At 70.9% G+C, this 26,317-nt stretch carries 20 protein-coding genes and 2 pseudogenes; 12 read left to right on the top strand and 10 right to left on the bottom strand.

What is annotated here, in order from left to right; genetic code table 11:
• Positions 1 to 31 precede the first annotated feature (31 nt).
• Positions 32 to 247, top strand: a pseudogene (locus AB0I82_RS10430) (transposase); the annotation flags it as partial.
• Between the two features lie 495 nt (positions 248 to 742).
• Positions 743 to 2,947 (top strand): LuxR C-terminal-related transcriptional regulator, encoded by a 2,205-nt coding sequence (locus AB0I82_RS10425; protein ID WP_363256736.1) that lies wholly within the window; start codon positions 743 to 745, stop codon positions 2,945 to 2,947.
• A gap of 25 nt (positions 2,948 to 2,972) precedes the next feature.
• Here the strand turns inward: AB0I82_RS10425 and AB0I82_RS10420 are convergent.
• Together AB0I82_RS10420 and AB0I82_RS10415 are read right to left on the bottom strand one after the other, a co-directional pair.
• Positions 2,973 to 3,313 (bottom strand): annotated as a pseudogene (locus tag AB0I82_RS10420) (IS5 family transposase); the annotation flags it as partial.
• Positions 3,314 to 3,318: 5 nt separating this feature from the next.
• Positions 3,319 to 4,785, bottom strand: coding sequence for an MFS transporter (locus tag AB0I82_RS10415; RefSeq protein ID WP_363256734.1), 1,467 nt, complete (start codon positions 4,783 to 4,785; stop codon positions 3,319 to 3,321).
• A 159-nt stretch (positions 4,786 to 4,944) separates the two neighbouring features.
• Here AB0I82_RS10415 and dusB point away from each other — a divergent pair, with 159 nt between their 5' ends.
• A complete protein-coding gene (gene dusB / locus AB0I82_RS10410) occupies positions 4,945 to 6,084 on the top strand; it encodes a tRNA dihydrouridine synthase DusB (RefSeq protein ID WP_363256733.1) in 1,140 nt (379 codons plus the stop codon).
• A gap of 20 nt (positions 6,085 to 6,104) precedes the next feature.
• On the opposite strand, the gene AB0I82_RS10405 is transcribed toward dusB, so the two are convergent.
• Both AB0I82_RS10405 and AB0I82_RS10400 read right to left on the bottom strand, forming a co-directional pair.
• On the bottom strand, positions 6,105 to 7,238 hold the full coding sequence (locus AB0I82_RS10405) for an MBL fold metallo-hydrolase (protein ID WP_363256732.1): 1,134 nt from the start codon (positions 7,236 to 7,238) through the stop codon (positions 6,105 to 6,107).
• 34 nt (positions 7,239 to 7,272) lie between these two features.
• A complete protein-coding gene (locus AB0I82_RS10400; RefSeq protein ID WP_363256731.1) occupies positions 7,273 to 8,757 on the bottom strand; it encodes an APC family permease in 1,485 nt (494 codons plus the stop codon).
• A 206-nt stretch (positions 8,758 to 8,963) separates the two neighbouring features.
• On the opposite strand from AB0I82_RS10400, the gene AB0I82_RS10395 reads away from it, so the two are divergent.
• Complete coding sequence (locus tag AB0I82_RS10395; protein WP_363256730.1) at positions 8,964 to 9,536, top strand: MarR family winged helix-turn-helix transcriptional regulator; 573 nt, start codon at positions 8,964 to 8,966, stop codon at positions 9,534 to 9,536.
• A gap of 138 nt (positions 9,537 to 9,674) precedes the next feature.
• Here the strand turns inward: AB0I82_RS10395 and AB0I82_RS10390 are convergent, their stop codons facing one another.
• The 3 genes from AB0I82_RS10390 to AB0I82_RS10380 all read right to left on the bottom strand — a co-directional run bounded on the left by AB0I82_RS10390 (position 9,675) and on the right by AB0I82_RS10380 (position 12,490).
• Positions 9,675 to 10,478 carry a gamma-glutamyl-gamma-aminobutyrate hydrolase family protein gene (locus AB0I82_RS10390; RefSeq protein ID WP_363256729.1) on the bottom strand — a complete coding sequence of 268 codons (804 nt, stop codon included), beginning with the start codon at positions 10,476 to 10,478 and terminating at the stop codon, positions 9,675 to 9,677.
• Positions 10,475 to 11,992: an aldehyde dehydrogenase gene (locus tag AB0I82_RS10385; protein ID WP_363256728.1), complete on the bottom strand. Its 1,518-nt coding sequence runs from the start codon at positions 11,990 to 11,992 to the stop codon at positions 10,475 to 10,477. The genes AB0I82_RS10390 and AB0I82_RS10385 overlap by 4 nt, the downstream gene beginning before the upstream one ends.
• Positions 11,993 to 12,100: 108 nt before the next feature.
• On the bottom strand, positions 12,101 to 12,490 hold the full coding sequence (locus AB0I82_RS10380; protein ID WP_363256727.1) for an ATP-binding protein: 390 nt from the start codon (positions 12,488 to 12,490) through the stop codon (positions 12,101 to 12,103).
• A 169-nt stretch (positions 12,491 to 12,659) separates the two neighbouring features.
• Between AB0I82_RS10380 and AB0I82_RS10375 the strand changes: the two genes are divergently transcribed.
• Both AB0I82_RS10375 and AB0I82_RS10370 read left to right on the top strand, forming a co-directional pair.
• The gene (locus AB0I82_RS10375) at positions 12,660 to 13,202 is read left to right on the top strand and encodes a UTRA domain-containing protein (protein ID WP_363256726.1); all 543 of its coding nucleotides are present in this window, start codon (positions 12,660 to 12,662) and stop codon (positions 13,200 to 13,202) included.
• Entirely contained in the window at positions 13,199 to 13,978 is a 780-nt protein-coding gene (locus tag AB0I82_RS10370; protein WP_363256724.1) for a GntR family transcriptional regulator, read from the top strand. The genes AB0I82_RS10375 and AB0I82_RS10370 overlap by 4 nt, the downstream gene beginning before the upstream one ends.
• Positions 13,979 to 14,016: 38 nt before the next feature.
• Here AB0I82_RS10370 and AB0I82_RS10365 read toward each other — a convergent pair whose 3' ends face one another.
• Entirely contained in the window at positions 14,017 to 15,735 is a 1,719-nt protein-coding gene (locus AB0I82_RS10365) for an amidohydrolase (RefSeq protein WP_363256723.1), read from the bottom strand.
• A 182-nt stretch (positions 15,736 to 15,917) separates the two neighbouring features.
• Here AB0I82_RS10365 and AB0I82_RS10360 point away from each other — a divergent pair, with 182 nt between their 5' ends.
• The 3 genes from AB0I82_RS10360 to AB0I82_RS10350 all read left to right on the top strand — a co-directional run bounded on the left by AB0I82_RS10360 (position 15,918) and on the right by AB0I82_RS10350 (position 18,698).
• Complete coding sequence (locus AB0I82_RS10360) at positions 15,918 to 16,868, top strand: LysR substrate-binding domain-containing protein (RefSeq protein ID WP_363256721.1); 951 nt, start codon at positions 15,918 to 15,920, stop codon at positions 16,866 to 16,868.
• Positions 16,869 to 16,983: 115 nt separating this feature from the next.
• Positions 16,984 to 18,069, top strand: a complete 1,086-nt coding sequence (locus AB0I82_RS10355) for an S-(hydroxymethyl)mycothiol dehydrogenase (RefSeq protein ID WP_363256720.1) — start codon at positions 16,984 to 16,986, stop codon at positions 18,067 to 18,069.
• Positions 18,069 to 18,698 (top strand): MBL fold metallo-hydrolase, encoded by a 630-nt coding sequence (locus AB0I82_RS10350; protein ID WP_363256718.1) that lies wholly within the window; start codon positions 18,069 to 18,071, stop codon positions 18,696 to 18,698. The genes AB0I82_RS10355 and AB0I82_RS10350 overlap by 1 nt, the downstream gene beginning before the upstream one ends.
• 76 nt (positions 18,699 to 18,774) lie before the next feature.
• On the opposite strand, the gene AB0I82_RS10345 is transcribed toward AB0I82_RS10350, so the two are convergent.
• Entirely contained in the window at positions 18,775 to 19,728 is a 954-nt protein-coding gene (locus AB0I82_RS10345; RefSeq protein WP_363256717.1) for a TIGR03619 family F420-dependent LLM class oxidoreductase, read from the bottom strand.
• 110 nt (positions 19,729 to 19,838) lie between these two features.
• Here AB0I82_RS10345 and AB0I82_RS10340 point away from each other — a divergent pair, with 110 nt between their 5' ends.
• The 3 genes from AB0I82_RS10340 (at position 19,839) to AB0I82_RS10330 (ending at position 25,164) form a co-directional block, all read left to right on the top strand.
• Positions 19,839 to 20,573 carry a type 1 glutamine amidotransferase gene (locus AB0I82_RS10340; RefSeq protein WP_363256716.1) on the top strand — a complete coding sequence of 245 codons (735 nt, stop codon included), beginning with the start codon at positions 19,839 to 19,841 and terminating at the stop codon, positions 20,571 to 20,573.
• Between the two features lie 434 nt (positions 20,574 to 21,007).
• Positions 21,008 to 23,701 (top strand): pyruvate, phosphate dikinase, encoded by a 2,694-nt coding sequence (gene ppdK / locus AB0I82_RS10335; RefSeq protein WP_363256927.1) that lies wholly within the window; start codon positions 21,008 to 21,010, stop codon positions 23,699 to 23,701.
• A 455-nt stretch (positions 23,702 to 24,156) separates the two neighbouring features.
• Positions 24,157 to 25,164: a winged helix-turn-helix domain-containing protein gene (locus AB0I82_RS10330; RefSeq protein WP_363256715.1), complete on the top strand. Its 1,008-nt coding sequence runs from the start codon at positions 24,157 to 24,159 to the stop codon at positions 25,162 to 25,164.
• Here the strand turns inward: AB0I82_RS10330 and AB0I82_RS10325 are convergent.
• On the bottom strand, positions 25,142 to 26,302 hold the full coding sequence (locus tag AB0I82_RS10325; RefSeq protein ID WP_363256714.1) for an alkaline phosphatase PhoX: 1,161 nt from the start codon (positions 26,300 to 26,302) through the stop codon (positions 25,142 to 25,144). The genes AB0I82_RS10330 and AB0I82_RS10325 overlap by 23 nt on opposite strands.
• Positions 26,303 to 26,317: the final 15 nt, after the last annotated feature.

Genomic DNA, 26,317 nt, shown 5'->3' with positions numbered 1-26,317 from the left:
TCCGCAAAGTCGGTGTGCTCGTTGGTAAGTCGTGGTGCGTCGTCATGAGTTGACTGATGAGCCATGGGCTGTGGTAGAGCCGTTGCTGCCCCGTTCGCGGATGGGGCGTCCCGTCCGTGACCGGCGGCAGATGGTCAACGGGACCGTGCGGAAGCTGTCGACCGGTGCGGCCCGGAGGGACCTTCCGGAGCGTTATGGCCCATGGAAGACGGTCTATGAGCGATTCCGCCGCTGGTCGGCGGATGGACATCGACGTCTTCGACTTTGAGTCGACCGACGTCCAGATGGCGTCCATCGCTGCCCTGGACCGGTGCCTCGTTGTTCTTCGACCACCGCGACTCGGAGATCGTCAGCCGGCTCAGCAAGCGGCGCCTGGACGCTGACCTACCGAACCTCCTGCCCATCACCGCCGAGACACCGCTCTGATCCACGCCTCGACCAGCCATCGAGGCCCCTTCGCGCCAGGACCCGACGTTTCAAACGCCGACAGTTTCATGTGGGAACTCCGACTCTTCCCGAGCAAAACCGACACCAGCAGACAAGGAATCGACAGACGGCAACTAAGTGAGCGCGGGCCACGGTGATCGGCATACCGTGAGACGGCCCGGCGGCGGGTGGAACGGTCATGGCACGAGACCAGGCGGGCGGCATGGCACATGTTCTGGGGCGGCGCAGAGGTGAACTCCCCGTTGAGGTGACCAGTTTCGTCGGGCGGGAAGAGGAACTCGCCTGTGTAAGGAAGATGTTGGATGATGCGCGGCTGGTGACGCTCATCGGTCCCGGTGGCGTCGGTAAGACGCGGATCGCGCTGCGTGCTGCGGCCGCTGCCAAGGAGGGCTTTCCCGACGGCGTACGTCTGGCCGAGCTGACCTCCCTGCGCGACCCGGAGTTGCTGCCGCACACTCTGTGTTCGCTCCTGGGTCTGCCGAGCCAGACGGCCGAACCGCCGATGGACCTCCTTATCGGCCATCTCCAGGACCGGCGACTGCTGCTCATCCTCGACACGTGCGAGCACCTGATCGACGCCTGCGCGACGTTCGCGGACGTGGTGCTCGGCCAGGCGCGCGATGTGACCGTGCTCGCCACCAGCCGGCAGCCGCTGGACGTGCCCGGCGAGCATGCCTTTCCCGTACCGGCGCTCCCCCTCGGCACGGCCGTCGAGCTGTTCGCGCAGCGCGCCGCCGTGGTCTGTCCCGGCTTCGCCGTCACCGACGGCAACCGCTCCCAGGTCGACGCGCTGTGCCGTCGCCTGGACGGGATCCCGCTGGCGATCGAGCTGGCGACCGTACGGCTGCGCGCGATCAGCCTGGGCCAGCTGGTCGCCCTGCTGGAAGACCGCTTCCGGGTGCTGACGGGCGGCCGGCGCACCGCCCTGCCCCGCCACCAGACGCTCCGCACGGCCATCGACTGGAGCCACGACCTGTGTACGGAGGCCGAACGGCTGCTGTGGGCACGGCTGTCGGTCTTCGCCGGCTCCTTCGATCTGGGTGCGGTACGGAATGTGTGCGGGGGCGGTGCGCTGCCCGTCAACGAGGTGGTCGAGACGCTCATCGGTCTGGTCGACAAGTCCGTGGTGATCCGGATCGATGGCTCCGACCAGGAGGACCCCCGTTACCGGCTGCTCGACACGATCCGTGAGTACGGGGCCGACTGGCTCGCCGAACGGGGCGAGGAAACCCGCTGCCGGGAACGGCACCTGGACCACTACCGCGCACTGGCCCAGTACCTGGAGGACCGCTGGTGTACGAGCGAGCAGGTCGAGCTGTTCCGGAGGGTGGACCGCGAGCGTGCCAACATCCGGGCCGCGCTCGAATGCGCCTGCGGATGGCCGAAGGCCGGACGGGAGGCACTGGCCTTCGCGGTCACGCTCGGACACTACTGGGCTTTCGGAGCGTATTTCAGCGAGGGACGCCGCTGGCTGGTGCGGTGCCTGGAGCAGGTACCGGAGCTGGTGGCGGAGCGGGCTGACGGGCTGAGTCTGCTCTGCTATTACGCCGTCCGGCAGGGTGACACGGGACCGGCGCTGGCCGCGATCCAGGAGTCCCGCGCCGTCGCCGAGCGGCTCGGCGACGAACGCCTGCTGGCCCGCGCCGCCCAGTACAAGGGATGGATCAACCTGATCGGGGGTGAAGTGGCCACCGCCATCGACGCTTACGAGGAGTCCCGCGAGCGGTACCAGCGCCTCGGTGACCGTCCTGGCCTGACCATGGCCCTGACGGAGTACTGCATCCTGCACTCCATCGGCGGAGATCGCCACCGGGCGCTGGCACTCGCCGACGAGGTGCTGGACCTGCTCGCCGAGCAACCGGGCGAGTGCTGGCTCCGCGGCTACGTGTTCGTCGCTCAGGGCATCGCGTACTGGCGTGGCGAAGACCTCGCGGCGGCCTCTCCCATCATGCGGGCGGCGGCCGGGCTGAAGTACCGGATGGCCGACAAGGACGGGGTGATCGCCTGCCTGGCCATCCTGGCCTGGCTCGCCGCCGGCCAGGGGCGGCATGGCCGCACGGCCTGGCTGGCAGGCGCTGCCGAGGAATTGGGGGAAGACCTGGCGGGCTGCTTGATCAGGGCGCCGAACCTGACCGGAGCCTACGAGCACGCGCGGGCCGAGGCCAACCAGGTACTGGGCACCACGCGTTTCGAGCGGCTGCGCCGCCGCGGCGCCGAGCTGCCCGTACGGGAGGCCGTCGACCTCGCCGTGGCGGACGCCGACTGCATGGAGGCGGGGGCGGCCTACGTTGCCGAGCCACGCCCGGCCGACGGGCTGACCCGGCGCGAGCGCGAGGTCGCGGCCCTCGTGCGGGAGGGACTGTCCAACCGCGAGATCGCCGAGCGGCTCGTCATCTCCAAACGCACCGCCGACGCCCACCTGGAACACATCCTCGGCAAACTCGGCTGCTCCTCCCGCTGGGAAATCGCCACCGCGCTCGACGGCGGCCGCACCCCCTAGTGCCCGTCGCGGCCGGTCTGACTGCGCGGATACGGGCCATGACGGGCTCGAACTGGGTGCAGTCATTGGTATTGCCGCCCGTCACAGTGAAGGGCGGCGGTCGCCCGTCGCCGTCGCAGGCCAGTTGGATCTTCGTGGTCGGCCCGCCGCGGGGCCGGCCGAGTGCCTCACCGTTCCAGAGCCCCCTTTTCCGGCGCCGGCCGCATGCTGGTGTGCCCGCACCATCGTGGAGTCGATACGGACCAGGGACCAGTCGACTCCTCCGATCGTGTCCGGGTGCTGCCGGACGTGGGCCAGGAGGCGGTCCCACGTGCCATCCGCCGACCAGCGGCGGAATCGCTCATAGACCGTCTTCCATGGGCCATAACTCCCTAGGGCTGCCGGTGGCCGGCGGCCGGTCGGCCGTCCGTCGGGGCCGGGGCGGTCTCCAGTTGATGGGCCGCCCGGCGGGCCGTCTCCCGGGCCCAGCGGCCGCTGGTGAGGGCGCCGACGAGGAGGACGGCCAGGCCGCAGCCGGTGATGATCCACCAGGCGGGGCGGCCGGCGGCGGCGAACCGGTCGTCGGTCGCGGCGGCGCCCGCGCCGCTCGCCAGCACCGCGCCGATCACGGCCACGCCCAGCGACTGGCCCACCTGGCGGCTGGTGGAGGCCACCGCGGCGGCGACCCCGGCCTGCGCGCGCGGCATCCCGGACACCGCGGTGTTGGTGATCGGCGCGTTGACCAGGCCGAAGCCGATACCGAAGAGCACGTAACCGGTGAAGAGCAGCGGCGTACTGGTCTCCGCCTCGAAGCCCGCGAAGAGGACGCCGCTGAGCACCATGCCGGTACCGGCGAGCAGCAGCGGCAGCCGTGGCCCGCGGGCGCCGACCAGCCGCCCGGACAGCGGCGCGAAGACCAGCGTCATGGCCGCCATCGGCAGCATGTACAGGCCCGCTCCGAGCGCCGAGAGGCCGCGGATGTCCTGGAGGTAGAGCGTGTTGACGAAGAGGAAGCCGCCGAGCGCGGCGAACGCGCTCACGGCGATGACCGTCGCGCCGCTGAAGGGCGCGCTGCGGAAGAAGCGCAGCTCGATCAGCGGCTCGGTGCGCCGCCGCTCGTAACCGATGAGTCCGGCGAGGGACAGTACGGCGAGGGCGACGCAGCCCATGATCAGCGGCGAGGTCCAGCCCGCCTCGGGCGCCTCGATGATCGCGTACGTCAGCGAGCCGAGCAGCAGGACGACCAGCAGCTGGCCCACGGGGTCGGGGCGGCGCGGGTGGGGCGCGCGGGAGTGCGGGACGTAGCGGATGGTCAGGAAGAGCGCGAGCAGCCCGATGGGTACGTTGATCCAGAAGATCGCCCGCCAGTCGACGGCCTCCACGAGCAGCCCGCCGACCACCGGCCCCGCGGCCATGCTCAGGCCGACCACGCCGCCCCAGACGCCGATCGCGCGGGCCCGTTCGCGCGGCTCGGTGAAGGTGTTGGTGATGATCGACATCGCGACGGGGTTGAGCATCGAGCCGCCCACCGCCTGCACCATCCGGAACGCCACCAGCCACGGCAGGCTCGGCGCGAGGCTGCAGAGCAGCGAGCCGAGGGTGAAGACGACCAGACCGGTCTGGAAGACCCGGCGGCGGCCGAGCCGGTCCGCCGTGGACCCGGCCAGCATCAGCAGCGACGCCAGGACGAGGGTGTAGGCGTCGATGGTCCACTGCATACCGGATACGGAGGCGTGCAGATCGCGGCGGAGGGACGGCAGGGCGACGTTGAGGACAGTGTTGTCCAGGCTGACGATCAGCAAGCTCATGCAGCAGATCGCCAGCACCAGCATGCGCCGCCGGTGGGTGAGCTCGGGCATACTTGAACGCTACAACGACTTCCTGTGGGTGGGCCTGCGGTGGAGGGCCGACCGGTCCCGGTCCGGGTGTCCCGTCGAGTGCGGGACAATGGGAGGCCGCACCCGTCCCGTACGTTTCCCGTAAGTCGAATCCGTACCCGTCGAAGGAACCCGCTTCAGATGTCCTCGCTGCAGATCGGCCCGCACAGCGTGCAGCCCCCGGTGGTCCTCGCACCGATGGCCGGGATCACCAATGCGCCCTTCCGGACCCTGTGCCGGGAGTTCTCGGGCGGCAAGGGTCTCTTCGTCAGCGAGATGATCACCACGCGGGCGCTGGTCGAGCGCAACGAGAAGACCATGCAGCTGATCCACTTCGACGCGACCGAGAAGCCGCGCTCGATCCAGCTGTACGGCGTCGACCCGGACACCGTCGGCAAGGCCGTCCGCATGATCGCGGAAGAGGACCTCGCCGACCACATCGACCTGAACTTCGGCTGCCCGGTCCCGAAGGTGACCCGCAAGGGCGGCGGCTCGGCCCTCCCGTACAAGCGCAACCTGCTGCGCTCGATCCTGCGCGAGGCGGTCGGCAACGCCGGCTCGCTGCCCGTCACGATCAAGATGCGCAAGGGCATCGACGACGACCACATCACGTACCTCGACGCCGGGCGGATCGCCGTCGAGGAGGGTGTCACGGCGATGGCCCTGCACGGCCGCACCGCCGCCCAGCACTACGGCGGCACCGCCGACTGGGACGCCATCGCGCGCCTGAAGGAGCACGTCGGCGCCGTCAGCGACATCCCCGTGCTCGGCAACGGCGACATCTGGTCCGCCGACGACGCGGTCCGGATGATGCGCGAGACCGGCTGCGACGGCGTGGTCGTCGGCCGCGGCTGCCTCGGCCGCCCCTGGCTCTTCGGCGACCTGGTCGCCGCCTTCGAGGACCGGCCCGAGGACTACGCCCGGCCGACCATGAAGGAGGTCGCCGAGGTCATGGTCCGGCACGCGACGCTGCTCGGCGAGTGGCTGGGCGACGAGGCGCGCGGCGTGATCGACTTCCGCAAGCACGTCGCCTGGTACACCAAGGGCTTCGCCGTCGGCTCGGAGATGCGCCGCAAGCTCGCCGTCTCCTCCTCTCTCGCCGAGCTCGCCGACCACCTCGCCGAGCTGGACCTCGACCAGCCCTGGCCGGCCGGCGCCGACGGCCCGCGCGGCCGCACCTCGGGCCGCAACAAGGTCGTCCTCCCGGACGGCTGGCTGGACGACCCGTACGACTGCGCGGGCGTCAGCGCGGACGCGGAGCTGGACACGTCGGGCGGCTGACCGGCTCGGGGTCCTGCCGGCTACTTCCTCCGCAGCGGTATCTGCTGGAGGTCCTCGCCCGCGATGACCCGGCCCGAGAAGCCCTCGCCCGCGCGGCGGCGCCACTCCGCCGGGGAGACGGCCCTCGGGTCCGCCGGGCAGATGTGGCTCAGTACGAGCGTGTCGACGCCCGCGGCCTCGGCGACCGGGCCGACCTCGGTGACGTCGGTGTGCGACTGGAGCATGTGGTCCAGATAGGCGGGCGGCAGCCCGGCCTGCCGATAGAACTCCGCGTCCATCACCTCGTGCACGAGGAGCTCGGCGCCCCGGGAGATCCGTACGACGTTCTCGTGCTTGACCGTGTCGCCGGAGAAGACCACCGACCCGTACGCGGTGTCGAACCGGAAGGCGTACGACGGGAACACCGGCCCGTGGTCCACCAGGATCGCCGTCACCCGGACCGTCCCGTCGTCCATCACCTCGAACGGCTCCATGGGCGGCGCGGTCGGGCCGAGCGGGTGCGCGCCCGTCCCCTCCGGCAGCTCGATTTCATGCGTACGGATCAGGGTGCGGGGGTCGGCGATGTCGGAGTCCCGGATGAAGACGTTGGTGCTGTACGCGAACGCCTCGATCTGCTTCTCCGTCAGCCGCTTCAGGCCCGGGGTGGGGTGGTGCGGCGCGACGACCGGCGGGTCGTCGTTGTCGAAGGCGGGCGGCAGCGCACCGGCCGGGCCCGGCCCGTACACGTCCACCGGCTTGGTGATCAGGTCGTTCTCGTCGTTGGAGAGCTGCGCGCCGAGCAGGAAGAAGTTGTAGTAGTCGGCGATGTGGTCGGCGTGCAGATGGGTCAGGAAGATCGACTTCAGGTCGGCGAACTTCAGGCCCGCCAGTTGGTACTGGGTCACGGCCGACCGTCCGCAGTCGATTACATACGTTCGACCGTCCACCACGAGCGCGCTGGCGATGCCGCGCCGCGCTCTCTCCGGGGGCGGGCCCGCTGCCGTACCGAGCAGGATCAGGCGGGGGCCGTCGAGCGGGCGGACGCGGGGCGCGGCGGACGCGGCGGACGCGGGAGCCGACGCTCCCAGCGCCGCGGTTCCGCCGGCGAGCGTGGCGGCGCCGGTGGCGGCGAGGAGGTGGCGGCGGGAGACGGGCTTCCGGGGCGTGTCGGGCATGGCGGCTCCTCGAAGGGGAGATGCGGGGCGGTGATCAGGGGGTGTCGTCCGTGGCGCAGGTGCCGATCGCGGCGTACGCGGTGGGGCGCGCGGCGCGCAGGTAACGGGCCCAGGCGATGCCCAGCACGGCAGCCACCAGGACCAGGCAGGGCAGGATCCAGCGCAGCGGATTGCCGGGGCCGACGCCGAGCTGGACGCTGAAGGTGGTGAGCGCGAGGTAGAAGATCACGGCGAGCGCGACGGCCGAGAGCGCGGGCGCGATCAGCCGCTGCCAGACCCCCTCGTCCGTACGACTCCCGCCCCGCCGCGCGAAGTAACCGATCACCGCCACCGACGTGACGAGCAGCAGCAGGATGACGCCCAGCGCGCCGAGGTTGGTGAGCCAGGTGAAGACGTCGTCCACCGGGTCGCGCCCGGCGAGTGCGAAGAGGGCGGTCACGGCCACGGTCACCGCGGTCTGCGCGAGCGAGCCGCGCGCCGGGGAGCCGTACCGGGGGTGCAGCGCGCCCAGGCCGCGCGGCAGTACACCTTCGCGGCCGAGGGAACGCACGTACCGGGCCACCGCGTTGTGGAAGGAGAGCAGCGCGGCGACCAGGGAGGTGATCAGGAAGAGTTGGGCCAGGTCGGAGAAGAGCGGGCCGAGGCTGTCCGCGCCGAGCGCGAACATCATTTCCGGGCCGTGCGCGGCGGCGTAGCGCACCGCGCGTCCGTCCCCGGCGCCGCTGATCATCGCCCAGGCCGTGACGGCGTAGAAGACGCCGATGAGCGCGACCGCGGTGTAGGTCGCGCGGCCGATCGTGCGCCGCGGATCCTTGCACTCCTCGCCGTACAGCGCCGCCGACTCGAAGCCCATGAAGGCGGCGAAGATGCAGCACAGGGCGACGCCGAGCGCGCCGTCGGTGGCCGCGTGCCAGGTGAGCGGGGCGAGCGAGACGCCCTGCGGGGCGTGCCCGAACTGCGCGATGTCAAAGACCAGTACGGTCCCCGACTCGATGACAATCAGTACGGCGAGTACCTTCACGCCCACATCGATCCGCCGGTAGCCGAGCGCCCCGACCAGCGCCGCAGCGGCCAGTACGAGCGCCCACCACGGCACGTCCAGACCGGTGCGGGCCTTCAGGAAGTCGGCGGTGGTGGCGCCGAAGAGCCCGGCGATGCCGACCTGCATGGCGTTGTAGGAGACCAGCGCGACGAAGGCGGCGGCGACGCCCGCGGTGCGGCCGATGCCGTGCGCTGCGTACGCGTAGAAGGCGCCGGCGCCGGTGATGTGCCGGCTCATCGCCGCGTAGCCCACGCTGAAGACCGCCAGCAGGGCCGCGATCAGCAGGTAGAGCAGCGGGATGCCGAGGACGCCGGTGACGCCGAGGGACTGCGGGATGCCGCCGGCCGCGACGGTGAGCGGCGCCGAGGCGGCGATGATGAAGAAGACGATGCCGGGGACGCCGATGCGGGGCGCGGGGGTGGCGGGTGGTGCCGCGCCCGACGGGCGGGCGGCGGGAGCGCGTGGGTCGATGGCCATGCCAGGCTCCTGGGGCGGGGATGATGGGGCACGAGCGCGCGGCGCGGGCGTACGGGCGGGCGGGGAGGCCGCAGTATGGGGGAGCCCGCGATATCGTTTGAGCCCGTACGGGTTCAGCTGCGGGCGATCGTACGACCACAAACGACACCCGGCAAGGGTCCGGGCGGGTTCGCAGGAAGGTGTGGGGAGATGCGGGAGAAGCTGTGGTGACCGGCCACCGTTCCATCGGGGACACGGAGAAGGCGGTACAGGCCAAGCTCGGCGAGACGCCCATCCGGCACGCGCAGATGGCCGCGGTGGGCAACATCTACCGAGCCGCGGCCGCGGTCCGGCAGCACTTCGAGAACTCGGTGCTGCGCGGCGCCGAGCTGACCTGGACCTCGTTCGTGGTGCTGTGGGTGGTGTGGATCTGGGGCGAGATGGAGACCCGGCGGGTCGCCGAGGAGGCCGGCATCTCCAAGGGCACCCTCACCGGCGTCGCCCGCACCCTCCAGAGCCGCGGCCTCATGGAACGCAGTGGCCACCCGACCGACGGCCGGCTCGCACTGCTCTCCCTCACCCCGGCGGGCGAGGAGCTGATGGCGGAGGTCTTCCCGCAGTTCAACGCCGAGGAGGCCTTCGTCACCGACGACCTCACCGACACCGAGGCCCGCCAACTGGCCGACCTCCTCCGCCGCATCGTCATCCGCGTCGAAACGGACGGCGAACAGCGGCGGTTGGATCTGCTGGGCGGGGCGGACCCGCGGCCGCGGCGGAGCGGGCGGCGGGCGCGGGGGTAGGGGGCGCGGTGAGGGGCGCGGGGGCGCGGGGAGGGCCCCGCACACAACCCCTGCGGGGCCCTCCCCCCTCCCCCCGGAGTAGTCACTTCGGTGTGTATCGAAAGGGCCCTGCAGCGGCCCCGTAACGACTCTGCGTGACTACGTTTCGAGATTAGGGCATGGTGTCTCACCCTCGCTCGGCCTGTGGATAACTCGCTGTGGACAACTCGACTGCCGCACCAGCGCGTCGAACAGCCCCTGCTGTGCCGGGTCCTTAGCCGCCGTGTCCTCCGGATGCCACTGCACGGCGGCGAACCAGCCCTTCCCGTCCGGCAGTTCCAGCGCCTCGACCGTGCCGTCGGCGGCCCGGCCGGTCACCGTGAGCCCGGCCCCGAGCCGGTCCACGCACTGGTGGTGGTAGCAGGACGCGTCCACCCGTTCCGTACCGGCCGCGCGAGCCACGGCCGATCCGCTCTCCAGCCGTACGGGATGCACGACGTGCCGGTGTTCCCGGTCCGGGCCGCCCATGTCCTGCCGCAGCGTGCCGCCCAGCGCGACGTTCACGGCCTGCAGCCCGCGGCAGACGGCGAGCGTGGGCAGCCCGGCCCCCAGCGCGTGCCGGGCGACCGCCAGGTCGAACGCGTCCTGCTCCTCGTCCACGTCGTACACGCTCTCGTGCACGGCGGAATCCGCCGCGGCGTACAGCCGCGGCGTCAGATCCCCGCCACCCGGCAGCAGCACCCCGTCGCAGCGCGCCAGCCGGTCGGCGACCTCCGCCTCGTCCACCCGCCCCTCGGGCGCGTAGGGATGCATCATGAACGGCTCACCACCGGCCCGCAGTACGGCATCGGCGAGCGCCCGCGCGGTGACCACGGCCTCGTACCGTAGCGCGGAAGTGGTGGCGGAGAACCGTTGCGGCAGCGCGATCAACGGCCGTGTACCGAGAGGAAGTGCGGCGTTCACAACTGAATCCAGGTGGTCTTGAGTTCGGTGTACTTCTCCAGCGCGTGCGCGGACTTGTCGCGGCCGTTGCCGGACTGCTTGTAACCGCCGAAGGGGACGGTCAGGTCGCCCTCCTCGTAGCAGTTGACCCAGACCGTGCCGGCGCGCAGGGCGCGCGAGACGGTGTGCGCGGTGCTGAGATCGCCGGTCCACAGCCCCGCCGCGAGGCCGTACTCGGTGTCGTTCGCCAGCGCCACCGCCTCCTCGACGGTGTCGAAGGTCAGCACGGACAGCACCGGCCCGAAGATCTCCTCACGGGCCACCGCCATGTCCGGGGTGACCCGGTCGAAGACGGTGGGCCGGAGATAAGTACCGCCGGGCACGGGCGCCGGGTCGAGCGGTGCGCCACCGGTACGGAGACGGGCCCCGGCCGCGCGGGCCGCGTCGATGTGCCCGCGTACGGCGTCCAGTCGGGCGGCCCCCGCCAGCGCACCCATCTCGGTCGCCGGATCCAACGGATCGCCGACCCGCAGCGCTTCGGCGCGCTCGACCACCGCGTCCGTCACCCGCTCCGCGACCGAGGAGTGCACGAGCAGCCGGGACGGCGCGGTGCACATCTCGCCCTGGTTGAAGAAGATCCCCCAGGCGGCGGTGGCGGCAGCGGCGTCCAGGTCCGGCGCGTCGGGCAGCACGATGTTGGGCGACTTGCCGCCCAGCTCCAGCCAGACCCGCTTGAGATTGGAGTCGGCGGCGTACCGCAGGTAGTGACGGCCGACGGCGGTGGAGCCGGTGAAGGCGAGCACGTCGACGTCCGGGTGCAGGCCGAGCGCACGGCCCGCGGTCGGCCCGTCGCCCGCGACGACGTTCAGCACGCCACCCGGTACGCCCGCCTCCTCAAGCGCCTGATCGACCAGCCGCCCCAGCACGAGCGCGGAGAGCGGGGTCAGCTCGGAGGGCTTGAGCACGACGGTGCACCCGGCAGCCAGCGCCGGGGCAATCTTCCAGGCCGCGAGCGTCAGCGGAAAATTCCAGGGCACGACAGCCCCGACCACGCCCGCCGGCTCCCGCGTAACGAGCGCCAGCGCGCCAGGATCGGTATGCGGCACTTCATCGCACATCTTGTCCGCAAGCTGCCCGTACCACCGGAACGTCCCTGCCACGGCCCGCAGTTCAATCCCGTACGACTCCGCTATCGGCTTACCGTTCTCCAACGAGATCACCGCCGCGATCTCAGAGCGGTGCTCTTCAACGAGCTCGGCGATCCGCAACAGAACGCGCCCCCGGTCCGCCGGGGCGAGCCGCGGCCAGGGCCCGGAGTCGAACGCCCACCGCGCCGCACCGACCGCAAAATCGACTTCCTTCTCCCCCGCGTCGGCGACGGTGCTGAGCGCCGCACCGTCCCGCGGCGAGACCACGCGGAACGCAGCCCCCGCCCCGTCCTCCTCCCGCCCCCCGATCCGATGCCGCCCCGGAAGTACGAGCTTCCCCGCGGCACGTACCCATTCCTCGTGCCCGCTGTCGAGCGTGGGCCCCATCGCGGCCTCCTTGTCTGGTGGTGGCGACGCCATTGTTTGGGATCAAACAACATCTGTAAAGTCCCACGCGGAAGGGTCCGCGAGTTCGCGGGCTGCTGCTTGCCTGCGCTAAGCCGTCGACACCTTGAAGCTCACCCACACCGTCTTGCCGACGACGTGCGCGGTCACCCCGAACTCATCCGCGAGCGACTGGGTCAAATGCAGCCCTCGGCCGCTGCATGGATCGGTGTCCGGTGGCTGCGCCTCGACCCGGCCGTCGCCGCTGTCCCGCACCTCGATGCGTACGAGGCCGCTGCCGCTGACGAGGCGCACGCAGAACTCCCTACCGGGTGGCACGCCGTGGAGTAGCGCGTTGGTGGCGAGTTCTGACACGCACAGGCGTATGTCCTCCAGGCGGTCGGTGACGCTCCAGTCCGTGAGGGTGCTCACCGCGAAGTCGCGCGCCGCTCGGGCGGAGTTACGGGATCGGGGGAATCGCTGTTGCCGTGACTGGTGCACGGCGCATCACCGCCTACTCGGAGGTCGTACGCTCGATGCGGAACATACTGCTATTCGCGAAAAGCGGCAAGCTCACCGAAGGGCTGGTCGCTTACCGTGTAAAGCAGCAAGCTTGTTCAGTCGTGCAGCAGCGCCACTGGCAGGCCAGTCGAGTACGCGGGAGGGCACCATGGGCACCGGCGATTGGGTCAGTACATCGATGCCGTACGTGGCGCCGGGGGTGAAGGGTGCGGCGGAAGCGTGGGATGCCGAGGCGGCGGCCAAGGGAGGCCGGGGTACGCAACGCATCGTCCACGCGGGGGAGGTACCTGCACCGTCCGAGGTTGCGGAGGTGTTCGGAGTGCCCATCGGGACCCCGGTCGTCGTGCGCCGTCGCATGATGTATCTCGACGACGTACCGTGCGAGTTGACCGACACCTACTACCCGGCCGAGATCGCCCGGGGCACCGGACTCGCCGGTACCGCGAAGATCCGTGGGGGTGCGGTCAAGCTGCTCGCCGAACTCGGGCACACCGGCGCCCGGGTCCGTGAGGACGTCCTGGCCCGGATGCCGGCCTCGGAAGAGCGCGGGGCACTGCAACTGCCGCCCGACGAGCCCGTACTGCAGCTCGTCAGGCTGACGGTGGATGCTGCCGACCGTCCGATCCAGGCCGATGTCATGGTGATGCGCGCGCGAAGCGCTCGGCTGCGATACGAGATCGGACTCGGATGACCGTGCCAGGCAAGCGACAGGAAAGTGCGGACCATCGCTCGCTCCACGAACGCATCGCCGCCGATCTGCGGGACGAGATCATGAGCGGTGATCTGGCGCCGGGCGCCCGCCTCCCCTCGACAGCGCAGCTCAAGGAGCGATTCGGCGCCTCGAATGCCACCGTGCAGAAGGCCGTCGGGCTGCTGAAGGACGAGGGGCTGGTCGTCGGCCGGGCCGGTGCGGCCGTCTCCGTGCGTGCGCATCGGCAGCACACCGTACGACCTTCCGCTTACATGGCACCGGCGGCGCCCGGCGAGCCGTACCCCTGGGTGGCCGCGGCGCCGAAGCCAGGGGTACGGGCGCGGAGCGAGCTGCTCGACGTCTCGGAGGCCGTGCCGCCGGCCGACGTTCGCGCCGCCCTCAACATCGCCGCGAACGACCGCGCGCTCCTGCGTCGTCAGCTGCTCACGGTGGACGACGAACCCGTTGAACTGGTCGCCTCGTACTACCCGCTCGTGCTCGCGCGGGGCACGGCCCTCATGGAGCGCCACAAGATCAAGGGCGGTACGCCCGCCCTCCTTGCCCATGAGGGGCATCCGCCGCGCCTCAGCGTGGACAACGTCTCCGCGCGGGTGCCGACGCAGGAGCAGTACGCACTCCTGCAGTTGCCCGGCAGTCTGCCGGTCCTCCGTACGCTCCGCACTGTGTACAGCGACGGTGACCTCCCGATCGAGGTCACCGTCATGGTCAAGGCCGGGCATCTGTACGAGCTGCGTTACGAGTTCACGCCGGACTGACCGGGTCCCCACTGACCGGGTCCCCGCCCGCGCCCCGGTCAGCGGATGTCGTGGACGATTTCGCCGTTGAAGACGGTCATGCTGATCGGGAGAGAGGGGATGTCCTCCGGAGGTGTGTCGAGGAGGTTGCCGCCGAGGACGCACAGGTCGGCGGCTTTGCCGGGGGTCAGGGAGCCCTTCCAGGATTCGGCGAAGTCCTGGTGGGCGGGGTGGGTGGTGTAGGCGCGGAGGGCCGTGCGGAGGTCTACGCACTGGTCGGGGCCGCTGGGGCGGCCGGTGGCCTTGGAGCGGCGGAGGAGCATGGAGGAGACGCCGGCGCGCCAGTTCGGGTAGGTGATGGGGGCGTCGGAGCTGGCGGTGACCGGTATGCCCGCGTCCACCGCGCTGCGTACGGGCCATTGGTACGCCGAGCGTTCGGGGCCGACGACGTCGTCCATCAGGTCGGCTATGGCGTCCTTGACGCCGGGGTTCATGTTCGCGCCCCAGCCGTGCTCGGCCAGAGTGGCCAGGGCGCGGGGGGACGCGAAGTCGCCGTGGATGATGTAGTGGCGGGCGTCCGGGCGCGGGTGGTCGAGCTGGGCGGACACGAAGGCGTCCACGACGGCGTCGATGCCCGCGTCGCCGGTGATGTGGACGCCGAGTTGGTGGCCCCGTGCGTGGGCCTGCCGGACGATGGCCGAGAGTTCCTCGACGCGTTGGGTGTCGGTGTGGCCGTGCAGGCAGAGGCTGCCGCGGCCGCCGCCGTTCGCGTACTCCTCGGACATCCACGCCGTACGGCTGGGCGGTACCCCGTCGGCGAAGAGCTTGACGCCGAGGACGGAGAGGAGGCGGGGGTCGGCGCCGTCGCAGAGGCCTTCGAGGGCGGTCAGGCGGTCGGGGAGGTCGGCGGCCGCGCCGCCCATTTCGAGGGGGAGGAGCAGGACGCTGACGCGGGCGCGGAGTTCGCCCTCGCGTGCCATCCGTGCGTACACCTTCAGCGTGGCGGTGTCGGCGGAGCCGAGGAAGAGGCTCTTGCCGCCGGGCCCGAGCCCCGGCTCGGTGAAGCTGGTGATGCCCTCGGCGTGGCAGACGTCGATCGCGGCCCGGATCGCGGCTTCGCGGGCCGCCTCCGTCATGGGCGGGATGACGGTGTTGACCAGCTCCTGGGCGCTCTCGCGGAGGATGCCGGTCACGGCGCCGTCGGCGCGGCGCTCGATGACACCGCCGGGGGGTACCGGGGTGTCCGGCGTGATGCCCGCCGCCTCCAGGGCGCGGGAGTTGAGCCAGGCGGTGTGCCCGGAGAACTCGTACAGGAGGACCGGGTGGTCGGGGGAGACCTCGTCCAGGTCCCAGCGGGTGGGCGTGCGGGCGCCGTCCTTGCGGCACTCGTCGAGATAGCCGATGTCCCAGCCGTTGCCGAAGATCCAGGTGCCGGGCGGCTGCCGGTCCGCCTGGGCGCGTACGGCAGCGCGGATGTCCGCGATCGAGGAGACGGCCGGGGCCGAGACGTCGACGGCGAGCGGCGGGCGGGTGGCGCCGAACGCGCAGCCGTGGAGGTGCGAGTCGTTGATGCCGGGGAGGACGGTGCCGCCGGCGAGGTCGACGATCTCCGTGCGCGGGCCGATGAGCGGGCGCAGTTCGGCGGTGGTCCCGGTGGCGACGATGACGCCGTCGCGCACGGCGACCGCCTCGGCCGTACGGAACGCGGCGTCGAGGGTGAGGACCTGGCCGTTGAGCAGGACGAGATCGGCGGGTCTGGGCGTGGATGCCAATGCCACGGGAGCCCCTTCCATAATCGTTTGGGGTCAAACTTAAAGTGGAGGTGTGGGGGCGGCGCAAGAGGGCGGGCGAGGGGATTTCGGTGGGGCGCCGAGTGTCGTACGCTGCGCCAAGAGTGCCGTACGCTGCGCCATGCGCAACCCGTTCCGCTCTGAGGTCCCAGCATCTACAGTGCTTAATCGTGGAACTCAGGCACCTGGAACACTTCGTCGCGGTCTCCGAGGAGCAGCACTTCACGCGCGCCGCCGAACGGCTGCACATCGCCCAGTCCGGCCTGTCCGCCTCCGTACGCGCCCTGGAACGCGAACTGGGCGCCGATCTCTTCGCCCGCACCACCCGCCGCGTCCAGCTCACCGCCGCCGGCCGGGCCTTCCTCGTGGAGGCGCGCCGCACGCTGGCGGGTGCCGCGGCGGCGCGGGAGGCGGTCGCGGCCGTACGCGGGCTGTTCACCGGCACCCTCGCCGTCGGCACCGAGCAGTGCATGGGCATCGTCGACCCGGTCTCGCTCCTGGCCGACCTGCGCGGCCGTCACCCCGGCGTCGAGGTCCACATGGTCCAGTCCGGCTCGGCGCACCTGCTGGGGGAGGTCCGCCGCGGCGCCCTGGACCTGGCGTTCGTCGTGTACGAAGGGCACGAGGAGGGTGTGCGCATCCGGCCCGTGGCGACCGAGCCGATGATGCTGCTGTGCCGCCCGGACCATCCGCTCGCCGCCAGTCCGCTCGCTTCCGGCCCGCTCGGCTCCGGTCCGCTCGGCTCCAGTGGCGAACCGCTCGCGCCGTACGGTGGCGAGCCGCTCGCCCCCCAGGCGCTCGCCGGTGAGGTCTTCGTGGACCTGCACCGCGACTGGGGCGCCCGGCGGGCGGCCGACGCGCTGTTCGCCGCCGCGGGCACGCGCCGCACGGTCGCGATGGAGGTCAATGACGTCTACACGCTCCTCGACCTGGTCGCGCGGGGCATGGGCGTGGCGGTGGTGCCCCGCCCGGTCACGCACAAGGACCAGGCGCGCGGGCTCGCCGCGGTGCCGCTCGCCGCCGACACGGTGTGGAACGTGGGCATCGCCGTGCCCCGCAGCGGCCGGCTCTCACCCGCGGCCGAGGCACTGCTGGCGTCCATTGAGCACGGTCAGCGATGAATGTGATCAGAACTGGATGTTGGACGCGGTACCCGCGCGAGCGCGAGGGTGGTCCCGGGGACGGGCCGGACAGGAGATCCCGTCCCATGATCTGACGTGGCGAAAGGCTGCTCCCATGGCGCAGGAAGTACGCGGAGTCATCGCACCGGGGAAGAACGAGCCGGTACGGGTGGAGACCATCGTGATCCCGGATCCCGGCCCCGGCGAGGCCGTGGTCCAGATCCAGGCGTGCGGTGTGTGCCATACGGACCTGCATTACAAGCAGGGCGGGATCAACGACGAGTTCCCGTTCCTGCTGGGGCACGAGGCCGCGGGTGTCGTGGAGTCGGTCGGCGAGGGCGTTACGGACGTAGTACCCGGCGACTTCGTCATCCTCAACTGGCGTGCGGTGTGCGGACAGTGCCGGGCGTGTTTGCGGGGTCGTCCGCAGTACTGCTTCGACACGCACAACGCCAAGCAGAAGATGACGCTGACGGACGGCACGGAGCTGTCGCCCGCCCTCGGCATCGGCGCGTTCGCGGAGAAGACGCTGGTGGCGGCCGGGCAGTGCACCAAGGTCGACCCGAGCGTCTCGCCCGCGGTGGCGGGGCTGCTGGGCTGCGGCGTGATGGCCGGTATCGGTGCGGCGATCAACACCGGGAACGTCGGGCGGGGCGACTCGGTTGCCGTGATCGGTTGCGGTGGCGTCGGTGACGCGGCCATCGCGGGAGCCCGGCTGGCGGGTGCCGCGAAGATCATCGCGGTGGACATCGACGACCGGAAGCTGGCGACCGCCGAGACGATCGGCGCCACGCACACGGTGAACTCCAAGTCCGCGGACGCGGTCGAGGCGATCCGGGAGCTGACCGGCGGCTTCGGCGCGGATGTCGTCATCGAGGCGGTCGGCCGCCCCGAGACGTACAAGCAGGCGTTCTACGCCCGCGACCTGGCCGGCACGGTGGTCCTCGTGGGCGTCCCGACCCCGGAGATGAACCTGGAGCTGCCGCTGCTGGACGTCTTCGGGCGCGGCGGGGCGCTCAAGTCCTCCTGGTACGGCGACTGCCTGCCCTCCCGCGACTTCCCGATGCTGGTCGACCTGCACCAGCAGGGCCGGATCGACCTCGGGGCGTTCGTGACCGAGACGATCGGCATCGGCGACGTGGAGAAGGCGTTCGCGCGGATGCACGAAGGCGACGTTCTTCGCTCGGTGGTGGTGCTGTGATGGCGGCACGTATCGAGCACCTGGTCACCTCCGGGACGTTCTCCCTCGACGGCGGTACCTGGGACGTCGACAACAACGTGTGGATCATCGGGGACGACAACGAAGCAGTCGTCATCGATGCCGCGCACGACGCCGAGGCCATCCTGCGGGCCGTCGGGGACCGCCGGCTGCTGGCGATCATCTCCACGCACGCGCACAACGACCACATCGACGCCGCTCCGGAACTCGCGGACAAGGCCGCTTCCCCGGTCCTGCTGCACCCGGACGACTGGCCGCTGTGGAAGCTGACCCATCCCGAGCGGCTGCCGGACGGCGAGCTGGAGGACGGGCAGGTCTTCACGGTCGCCGGTACGGAGCTCACCGTGCTGCACACGCCGGGGCACGCGCCCGGCGCGGTGTGCCTGTACGCGCCGGCGCTGGAGGCCGTGTTCACCGGGGACACCCTGTTCGCGGGCGGCCCCGGCGCGACCGGCCGGTCGTTCTCGGACTTCCCGACCATCGTTGAGTCGATCAAGGAACGGCTGCTCGGCCTGCCGCCGCAGACGAAGGTGTATACCGGCCACGGTGACAGCACCACCATCGGCGACGAGGCCCCGCACCTGGAGGAGTGGATCGCCCGCGGCCACTGAGCCGCCGCACCACCTGCACGGCCCCGCAGCACGTATACGTATCGCCCTCAGGACGTGCACGTAATACGTATCGCCCTCAGGACGTCAGCCGCTCCACCCGCCGCATCACCTCGCGGCAGAAGCGGCCGACGTCCTGCGGGTCGTCGGTGAACTGCGACGGCTTGATGCAGAACGTGCCGAAGCCCTGCGCCAGCTGCTCCGGCACGCTCTCCAGCGCGCGGCCCAGGTCCGCGACCGCGTCCGGGCCGGGGAAGACCGCCCGCGTACCGCCGATCATCTCCAGCTCGTCCATCGAGCGGCCGGCCTCCGCCATCGCCGCGCGCAGCTTCTCCAGCTCCTCGGGGGCCGGCCGGCCCAGCGGATTGAAGCCGTGACCGTAACGGACCAGACGGCGCAGCAGCGGGCCGTGCAGCGAGCCGCCCCCGAACCACAGTTCCGGGCCGCCGGGCCGGTACGGCTTGGGCTCCAGGTAGACGTCCGAGAAGGCGTAGTGCTCGCCCTTGAAGGTCGCGGGGGAGGGGCGCCAGAGGGTTTCCCACGCCTCCAGATGCTCGTCCAGCAGCTTGCCCCGCTTCCCGAAGGGGACGTCCAGCGCCGCGTACTCGTCCCGGCTCCAGCTCACCGTCGGCAGGACGACCAGCCGCCCCTTGCTGAGCAGGTCCAGGGTGGCCAGCTCCTTGGCGAGTACGAGCGGGTGGCGCAGCGGCGCCAGGATCGCGCCGGCGACCAGCCGCAGCCGCTCGGTGACCGCGGCGATGGCGCTGAGCAGGACGACCGAGTTGGGCCAGGGGGTGTGCGGGTCCTGGTTGCCCGGGAGCGCGTACTCGCGCGGGTTGGGCATGACGCCCTGCGCGCCGGAGTCGGGGCCGAGCACGAGGTGCTCGCTCAGCATGACCGAGTCAAAGCCCGCGTCCTCCGCCTCGCGGGCCCAGCGGACCAGCGCTTCGAGGTCGCAGCGGCCGCCGGTCATCGTCCAGTTCTCGCTGAGGACGAGCAGCATGCGGGGGGACGGCGTACCAGGGGACGTCATGCGGCCTCCAGAGTGGGCATGGGAGCTCTCCGATGCCGTCCGACGTTATTGTTTGATGTCAAACGATACAAGAGTCCGCCGCATCGAATTACGCAACGAACGAGGTCCCCGTGACACAGCGCGCCCTGGTCATCGCCCACGACCATCTCTCCACCTCCGGCCACGTCGGCGACCGGCTGACGCAGCGCGGATATGCGCTCGACGAACTGCTCGTGGTCCCCGCCGAGCGGTACGCGACTCCGGACGTCGAGCCCCGATTTCCGGCGGCCGCCGAATATGACCTGATCCTGTCGCTCGGCGCGCCCTGGTCGGTGTACCGCATGAACGCGTGGATACGGGACGAGCTCGACCTGCTGCGGGAGGCGCGGCGGCTGGGCATACCGGTACTCGGCATCTGCTTCGGCGGGCAGCTGCTGGCCGCCTCGCTGGGGGGATCGATTGAGCGCTCCCCGCGCTTCGAGCTCGGCTGGACGGAGGTCGAGGCGGACGAGCCGGGGCTGGTCGGGCCGGGGCCGTGGTTCCAGTTCCACGGGGACCGATGGCTGCTCCCGGAGGCCGTATCGGACGCGGGCGGCGCCGGCCTGCCGCTCCGTGAGCTCGCGCGCAATGAGGTCGCGTCGCAGGCGTTCGTCTGCGGGCGGGCGCTGGGGGTGCAGTTCCATCCGGAGCTGACGCCGGAGGTGCTGCGGGCCTGGTTCGACGGCGATGACACGGGTGTCGCGGAGGCGCTCGGCGCCGATCCCGACGCGCTGGTCAAGGAGGTGCGGGCGGTGCTTCCCGAGGCGCGGGAGCGGGCGTACGCGCTCGTGGACGCCTTCCTGGAGCGGGTGGCGGTGGCGGGATGACGGCGGCGTTACGTGTCCGTCGACGGGTCCGAATCGTGGGATCGGCGGGCCTCGGAACGCGTGATTCTCGCCACCCCTGATAGGGGTCGCGCTCAGATGAGCGTTTCATCGGGGTTCTATGTCTCCAAGGCTGGCACTGGGTGCCATCGGTCTTGAGTTCAACTGATCAAGAAAACTGTCGCGCTCCGTGCGGATCAAGCCGTGATCGCTCGCACACTCCGGAGTCATTGCTTCAAAAGGTGAATGCACAGTGCCAGGACAGCCGACTTTCGATCTGTTGGCTGACGCCGGGTTACGGGCGCATGTCGACCGAGTGGACGTACCCAGGCGCCTTCGATCTGGGTATGTTCCTCGCCGTCAGGGCAGCCCGTCCGCGAGGAGTCAGTCCCGTGTCGGAAACACAAGATCCCCACGTATCCCCGTCCGCCGGCGCGGTGAAGTTCGTCTACGACTTCACCGAGGGCAACAAGGACCTGAAGGATCTGCTCGGCGGGAAAGGTGCGAACCTCGCCGAGATGACCAATCTGGGACTTCCCGTCCCGCCCGGTTTCACCATCACCACCGAGGCGTGCAAGGAGTACCTGGAGAAGGGCGCGGAGCCAGCGGCACTGCGTGCCGAGGTCACCGCCCACCTGGACGCGCTGGAGCGTCAGATGGGCAAGAAGCTCGGGCAGGCGGACAACCCGCTGCTCGTATCGGTCCGTTCCGGGGCGAAGTTCTCGATGCCCGGCATGATGGACACCGTGCTGAACATCGGCCTCTCGGACGAGTCGGTGAACGGCCTCGCGCAGCAGGCTGGTTCCGAGCGCTTCGCGTGGGACTCGTACCGCCGCCTCATCCAGATGTTCGGCAAGACCGTGCTCGGCGTGGACGGTGACCTCTTCGAAGAGGCGCTGGACGAGGCCAAGAAGGCCAAGGGCGTCAAGGTCGATGTCGAGCTGGACGCGGCCGACATGAAGAAGCTGGTCGGGCAGTTCAAGGAGATCGTCGCCAAGGAGACGGAGCGCGACTTCCCGCAGGACCCGCGCGAGCAGATGGACCTCGCGGTGCGCGCGGTCTTCGACTCGTGGAACACCGACCGGGCCAAGCTGTACCGGCGCCAGGAGCGCATCCCGGGCGACCTGGGCACGGCCGTCAACGTCTGCTCGATGGTCTTCGGCAACCTCGGCCCGGACTCCGGTACCGGCGTCGCCTTCACCCGCGACCCGGCCAGCGGCCACCAGGGCGTGTACGGCGACTACCTGCAGAACGCGCAGGGCGAGGACGTCGTCGCCGGTATCCGCAACACCGTTCCGCTCGCGGAGCTGGAGCAGCTCGACAAGAAGTCGTACGACGAGCTGATGCAGATCATGGAGACGCTCGAAACGCACTACAAGGACCTGTGCGACATCGAGTTCACCATCGAGCGCGGCAAGCTGTGGATGCTGCAGACCCGCGTCGGCAAGCGGACCGCGGGTGCGGCCTTCCGTATCGCCACGCAGCTCGTCGACCAGGGCCTGATCGACGAGGCCGAGGCGCTGCAGCGGGTCAACGGCGCGCAGCTCGCGCAGCTGATGTTCCCCCGCTTCGACGAGAAGGCGAAGACCGAGCTGCTGGGCCGGGGCATCGCCGCCTCGCCGGGCGCGGCCGTCGGCAAGGCCGTCTTCGACTCGTACACCGCCGTGAAGTGGTCGCGTTCGGGCGAGAAGGTCATCCTCATCCGCCGCGAGACCAACCCCGACGACCTCAACGGCATGATCGCCGCCGAGGGCATCCTCACCTCGCGCGGCGGCAAGACCTCGCACGCCGCCGTCGTCGCCCGCGGCATGGGCAAGACCTGTGTCTGCGGCGCCGAGGAGCTGGAGGTCGACACCAAGCGGCGCTGCCTGACCGCGCCCGGCGGCGTGGTCATCGAGGAGGGCGACGTCGTCTCCATCGACGGCTCGACCGGCAAGGTGTACCTCGGTGAGGTACCCGTCGTGCCGTCCCCGGTCGTGGAGTACTTCGAGGGCCGGATGCACGCCGGTGCCGATGACGCCGATGAGCTGGTCAAGGCCGTGCACCGGGTCATGGCGTACGCGGACCGGGTGCGCCGGCTGCGGGTACGCGCCAACGCCGACAACGCCGAGGACGCGGCGCGCGCCCGTCGCTTCGGCGCGCAGGGCATCGGCCTGTGCCGCACCGAGCACATGTTCCTCGGTGAGCGGCGCGAGATGGTCGAGCGGCTGATCCTCGCCGACACCGGTGAGGAGCGCGAGGCGGCCCTGTCGGAGCTGCTGCCGCTGCAGAAGGGCGACTTCGTCGAGCTCTTCGAGTCGATGGACGGGCTGCCCGTCACGGTGCGTCTCCTCGACCCGCCGCTGCACGAGTTCCTGCCCGACATCACCGAGCTGTCGGTGCGCGTCGCGCTCGCCGAGTCCCGCAAGGACTCCAACGAGAACGACCTGCGCCTCCTCCAGGCCGTGCACCGGCTGCACGAGCAGAACCCGATGCTGGGTCTGCGCGGTGTCCGCCTCGGCCTGGTCATCCCCGGCCTGTTCGCCATGCAGGTACGGGCGATCGCGGAGGCCGCGGCCGAGCGCCGGGCCGCCAACGGCGACCCGCGTGCGGAGATCATGATCCCGCTGGTCGGCACCGTCCAGGAGCTGGAGATCGTCCGCGAGGAGGCCGAGCAGATCATCGCCGAGGTCGAGCGCGCCCGCGGTGTGGACCTGGGGCTCACCCTCGGCACGATGATCGAGCTGCCCCGTGCGGCCCTCACCGCCGGGCAGATCGCCGAGTCCGCCGACTTCTTCTCCTTCGGCACGAACGACCTCACGCAGACCGTCTGGGGCTTCTCCCGCGACGACGTCGAGGCCTCTTTCTTCACCGCCTACCTGGAGAAGGGCATCTTCGGCGTCAGCCCGTTCGAGACGATCGACAAGGACGGCGTGGGCTCGCTCGTACGCAACGCCGCCGAGGCCGGCCGGGCCACCCGCCCCGACCTCAAGCTCGGCGTCTGCGGCGAGCACGGCGGCGACCCCGAGTCGGTGCACTTCTTCCACGAGGTGGGCCTGGACTACGTGTCCTGCTCGCCGTTCCGCATCCCCGTGGCGCGCCTGGAGGCGGGCCGCGCGGCGGCGGAGTCCAAGGGCAGCGACAGCCGCTGACCCCGCGAACCCGCCTGTCTGCCGGCGTCGGGCGCCGGCAGACAGGCGTCCCAACGGCCGCCCCGGCGGCCCGCAGTACGACCGGAGCCACTAGCTGGTGTACCCGACCCTCACCCTGGTAGGTGGCTCCGGTTCCGCGAAACGAGGGCGGCACCTGTGCGGAGGTGCCGCCCTCGTCTTTTCCGGACTCCCCCCTCGGGAGCTGCCGCCGCCAGCTCGGCCCGGGCGGCGGCCTTCGGGGCGTAGCGGGAGGGCCGGTGATGACTCGTCACCCCCCACGGGTCCGAGCAATCCGTGCCATCCGTATCGCCACCGAATTGAGCAACAGCATTCCGGGAGTTCGGCTCCGACGCGACCCTTTTCAAGACTGGCCAAAAGGGCGTGGTAACCCCACGTGTCCGTGTGCATACTCGGGTGCTCGGGGGCCGACGACGGATGGCGATGGTGGGGTTTCGGTGCTGCGCGTCCATTTCAGTGGACCGGATCTGGCCCGCGTGCGGATCGCCGCACGCCCTGATGTGCTCTGGGAGACCGTTTTAAGTTTTCACCGGCTTCGCGACCGGCAGGGTGGTACGACGCTGAACGAATGGCGTACGGAAACCCGCTCCCGGTTGAATGGTGAAACACGTTATCTCGCCCCGCTGATACCGACCAAGGGATATTTTCCAGATTTCCTGACGCCCCCCGAGGGACTGCTCGGAATCGATGACGCACTCGCCGCGCTGAAGGCGACACCGGCCCCGCGATTGCACCGGGACCTCACCCGGCTGACCGAGAGCCGCCCGCCCCAGCCGTGGCTGCGCGATCTCGCCCAGGGCGACACCCGGCCGCTGCACCGGCTGGCCGGCGTCCTGCGGCACTACCACGACGCGGCCATCGCGCCGTACTGGCCGCACCTCCAGGCACGCATCGAGGCGGACCGGGCGACCCGCGGCCGGGCCCTGCTGGACGGCGGCGCCGACCGGCTGCTCGGCTCGCTGCCGCCGATGATGCGCTGGCGGCCGCCCGTCCTGGAGGCCGACTATCCCGTCGACCGCGACCTGTACCTGGACGGGCGCGGGCTGCTGCTGGTCCCGTCGTTCTTCTGCCGCCGCACCCCGGTCACCCTGCTCGACCCGGAGCTCACGCCCGTCCTGGTCTACCCCGTCGAGCACCAGGCGCCGCGGCCCACGGCCCCCGCGGCGCCGGGCCGTTCGCTCGGCAAGCTCGTCGGCCGCACCCGCTCCGCGATCCTGCGGGGCATCGGCGGCGGCTGCACCACCAGCGAACTGGCCCGGCGCGCCGAGGTGTCGCTGGCCTCCGCCAGCCAGCACGCGACGGTACTGCGGGAGGCCGGGCTGCTGGTCACGCTGCGCCAGGGCAACGCGGTCCTGCACACCCTCACCCCGCTGGGCGCGGCCCTCATACGGGGCGGCGCGCCCGCGGAGCCGGTACCGGCGGCTACGCCCGGAAGGGTCCCGTGACCTCGTAGGTGACGCCGTCGGCCGAACTGCCGGTCGTGCCGCGCTGGCTGGAGAAGTACAGCCGCTTGCCGTCCGGCGAGAACGCCGGGCCGGTGATCTCCGAGCCCGAGTGGCCGTTGATCCGCAGGAACGGCGCCACGACGTCGTCCGGCGTGATGACGCAGATCTCCATGTTGCCGCCGTCCTCGGCGACGTAGAGGTCGCCCGAGGACGCGCCGGTGACGTTGTCGACCCCGGTCAGCGGCGCGTTCCCGCCGCTGACGAGGGAGTCGTCGTAGGCCAGCTCGTACGTGTTGTTCGCCAGGTTCAGCTGCCAGAGGCGGTTGTCGCCCTTGGTGGTGAACCACACCGTGTCGTTGGCGTAGTGGCAGCCCTCGCCGCCGTTGAAGTGCTTGGCGCCGGACACCTGGGTGCGGGTCGTGGTCGGCGAGCCGTCCGGGTCGGGGACGTTCGCCCAGGTGAAGGAGCCGGAGGTGGCGGACCCGGCGACCAGCACCTGGAGTTGGCCGGCCGACAGATCGCCCCACGTCGTCGGGACGAAGCGGTACAGGCAGCCGTCCGACTCGTCCTCGGTCAGATAGATCGCCTTGCGGACCGGGTCGGCCGCGGCCGCCTCGTGCTTGAACTTCCCCAGCGCGTCCCGGCGGACGGCCGGCTTCGCCCCGAACGGATCGGTCTCGTACACCGCGCCGAGCGAGACCTCCTCGCAGGAGAGCCAGGTGTTCCACGGTGTCCGGCCGCCCGCGCAGTTCTGCCGGGTGTTGGAGAGGATGCGGTACGCGCCGGTGATCGCGCCGGTCGCGCCGAACTTCACCGCGCTGACGCCGCCGCCCGGATTGATCTCCGAGTTGGAGACGTAGATCCAGCCGGTGCCGTCGGCGAAACAGGCACCGCCGTCGGGGGCGTTGTGCCAGGTGTAGCCGGTGCTGCCCACCTGCTGACCGGACCGGGCGATGACCCGGCTGGTGAAACCGGTGGGCAGCTGGATGCCGTTGGCGTCCGCGGCGCCGAGCGCGCCGTACGGGCCGGTGCCCGGCTGGGCGGGAGCCGCGTACGCGGCACCGGATATCAGGGTCCCGCCGAAGGCGGCCGCCGAGGCACCGATGACGGCTCCGCGCAGGAAGGTACGACGTTCCACGGTCACTCCACGTGT

This window comes from Streptomyces sp. NPDC050315, assembly GCF_040655775.1.
Classification (GTDB): Bacteria; Actinomycetota; Actinomycetes; order Streptomycetales; family Streptomycetaceae; genus Streptomyces.
The sequence above is the reverse complement of the archived record's forward strand: the minus strand, read 5'-3'. Positions and strand labels throughout refer to the sequence as shown.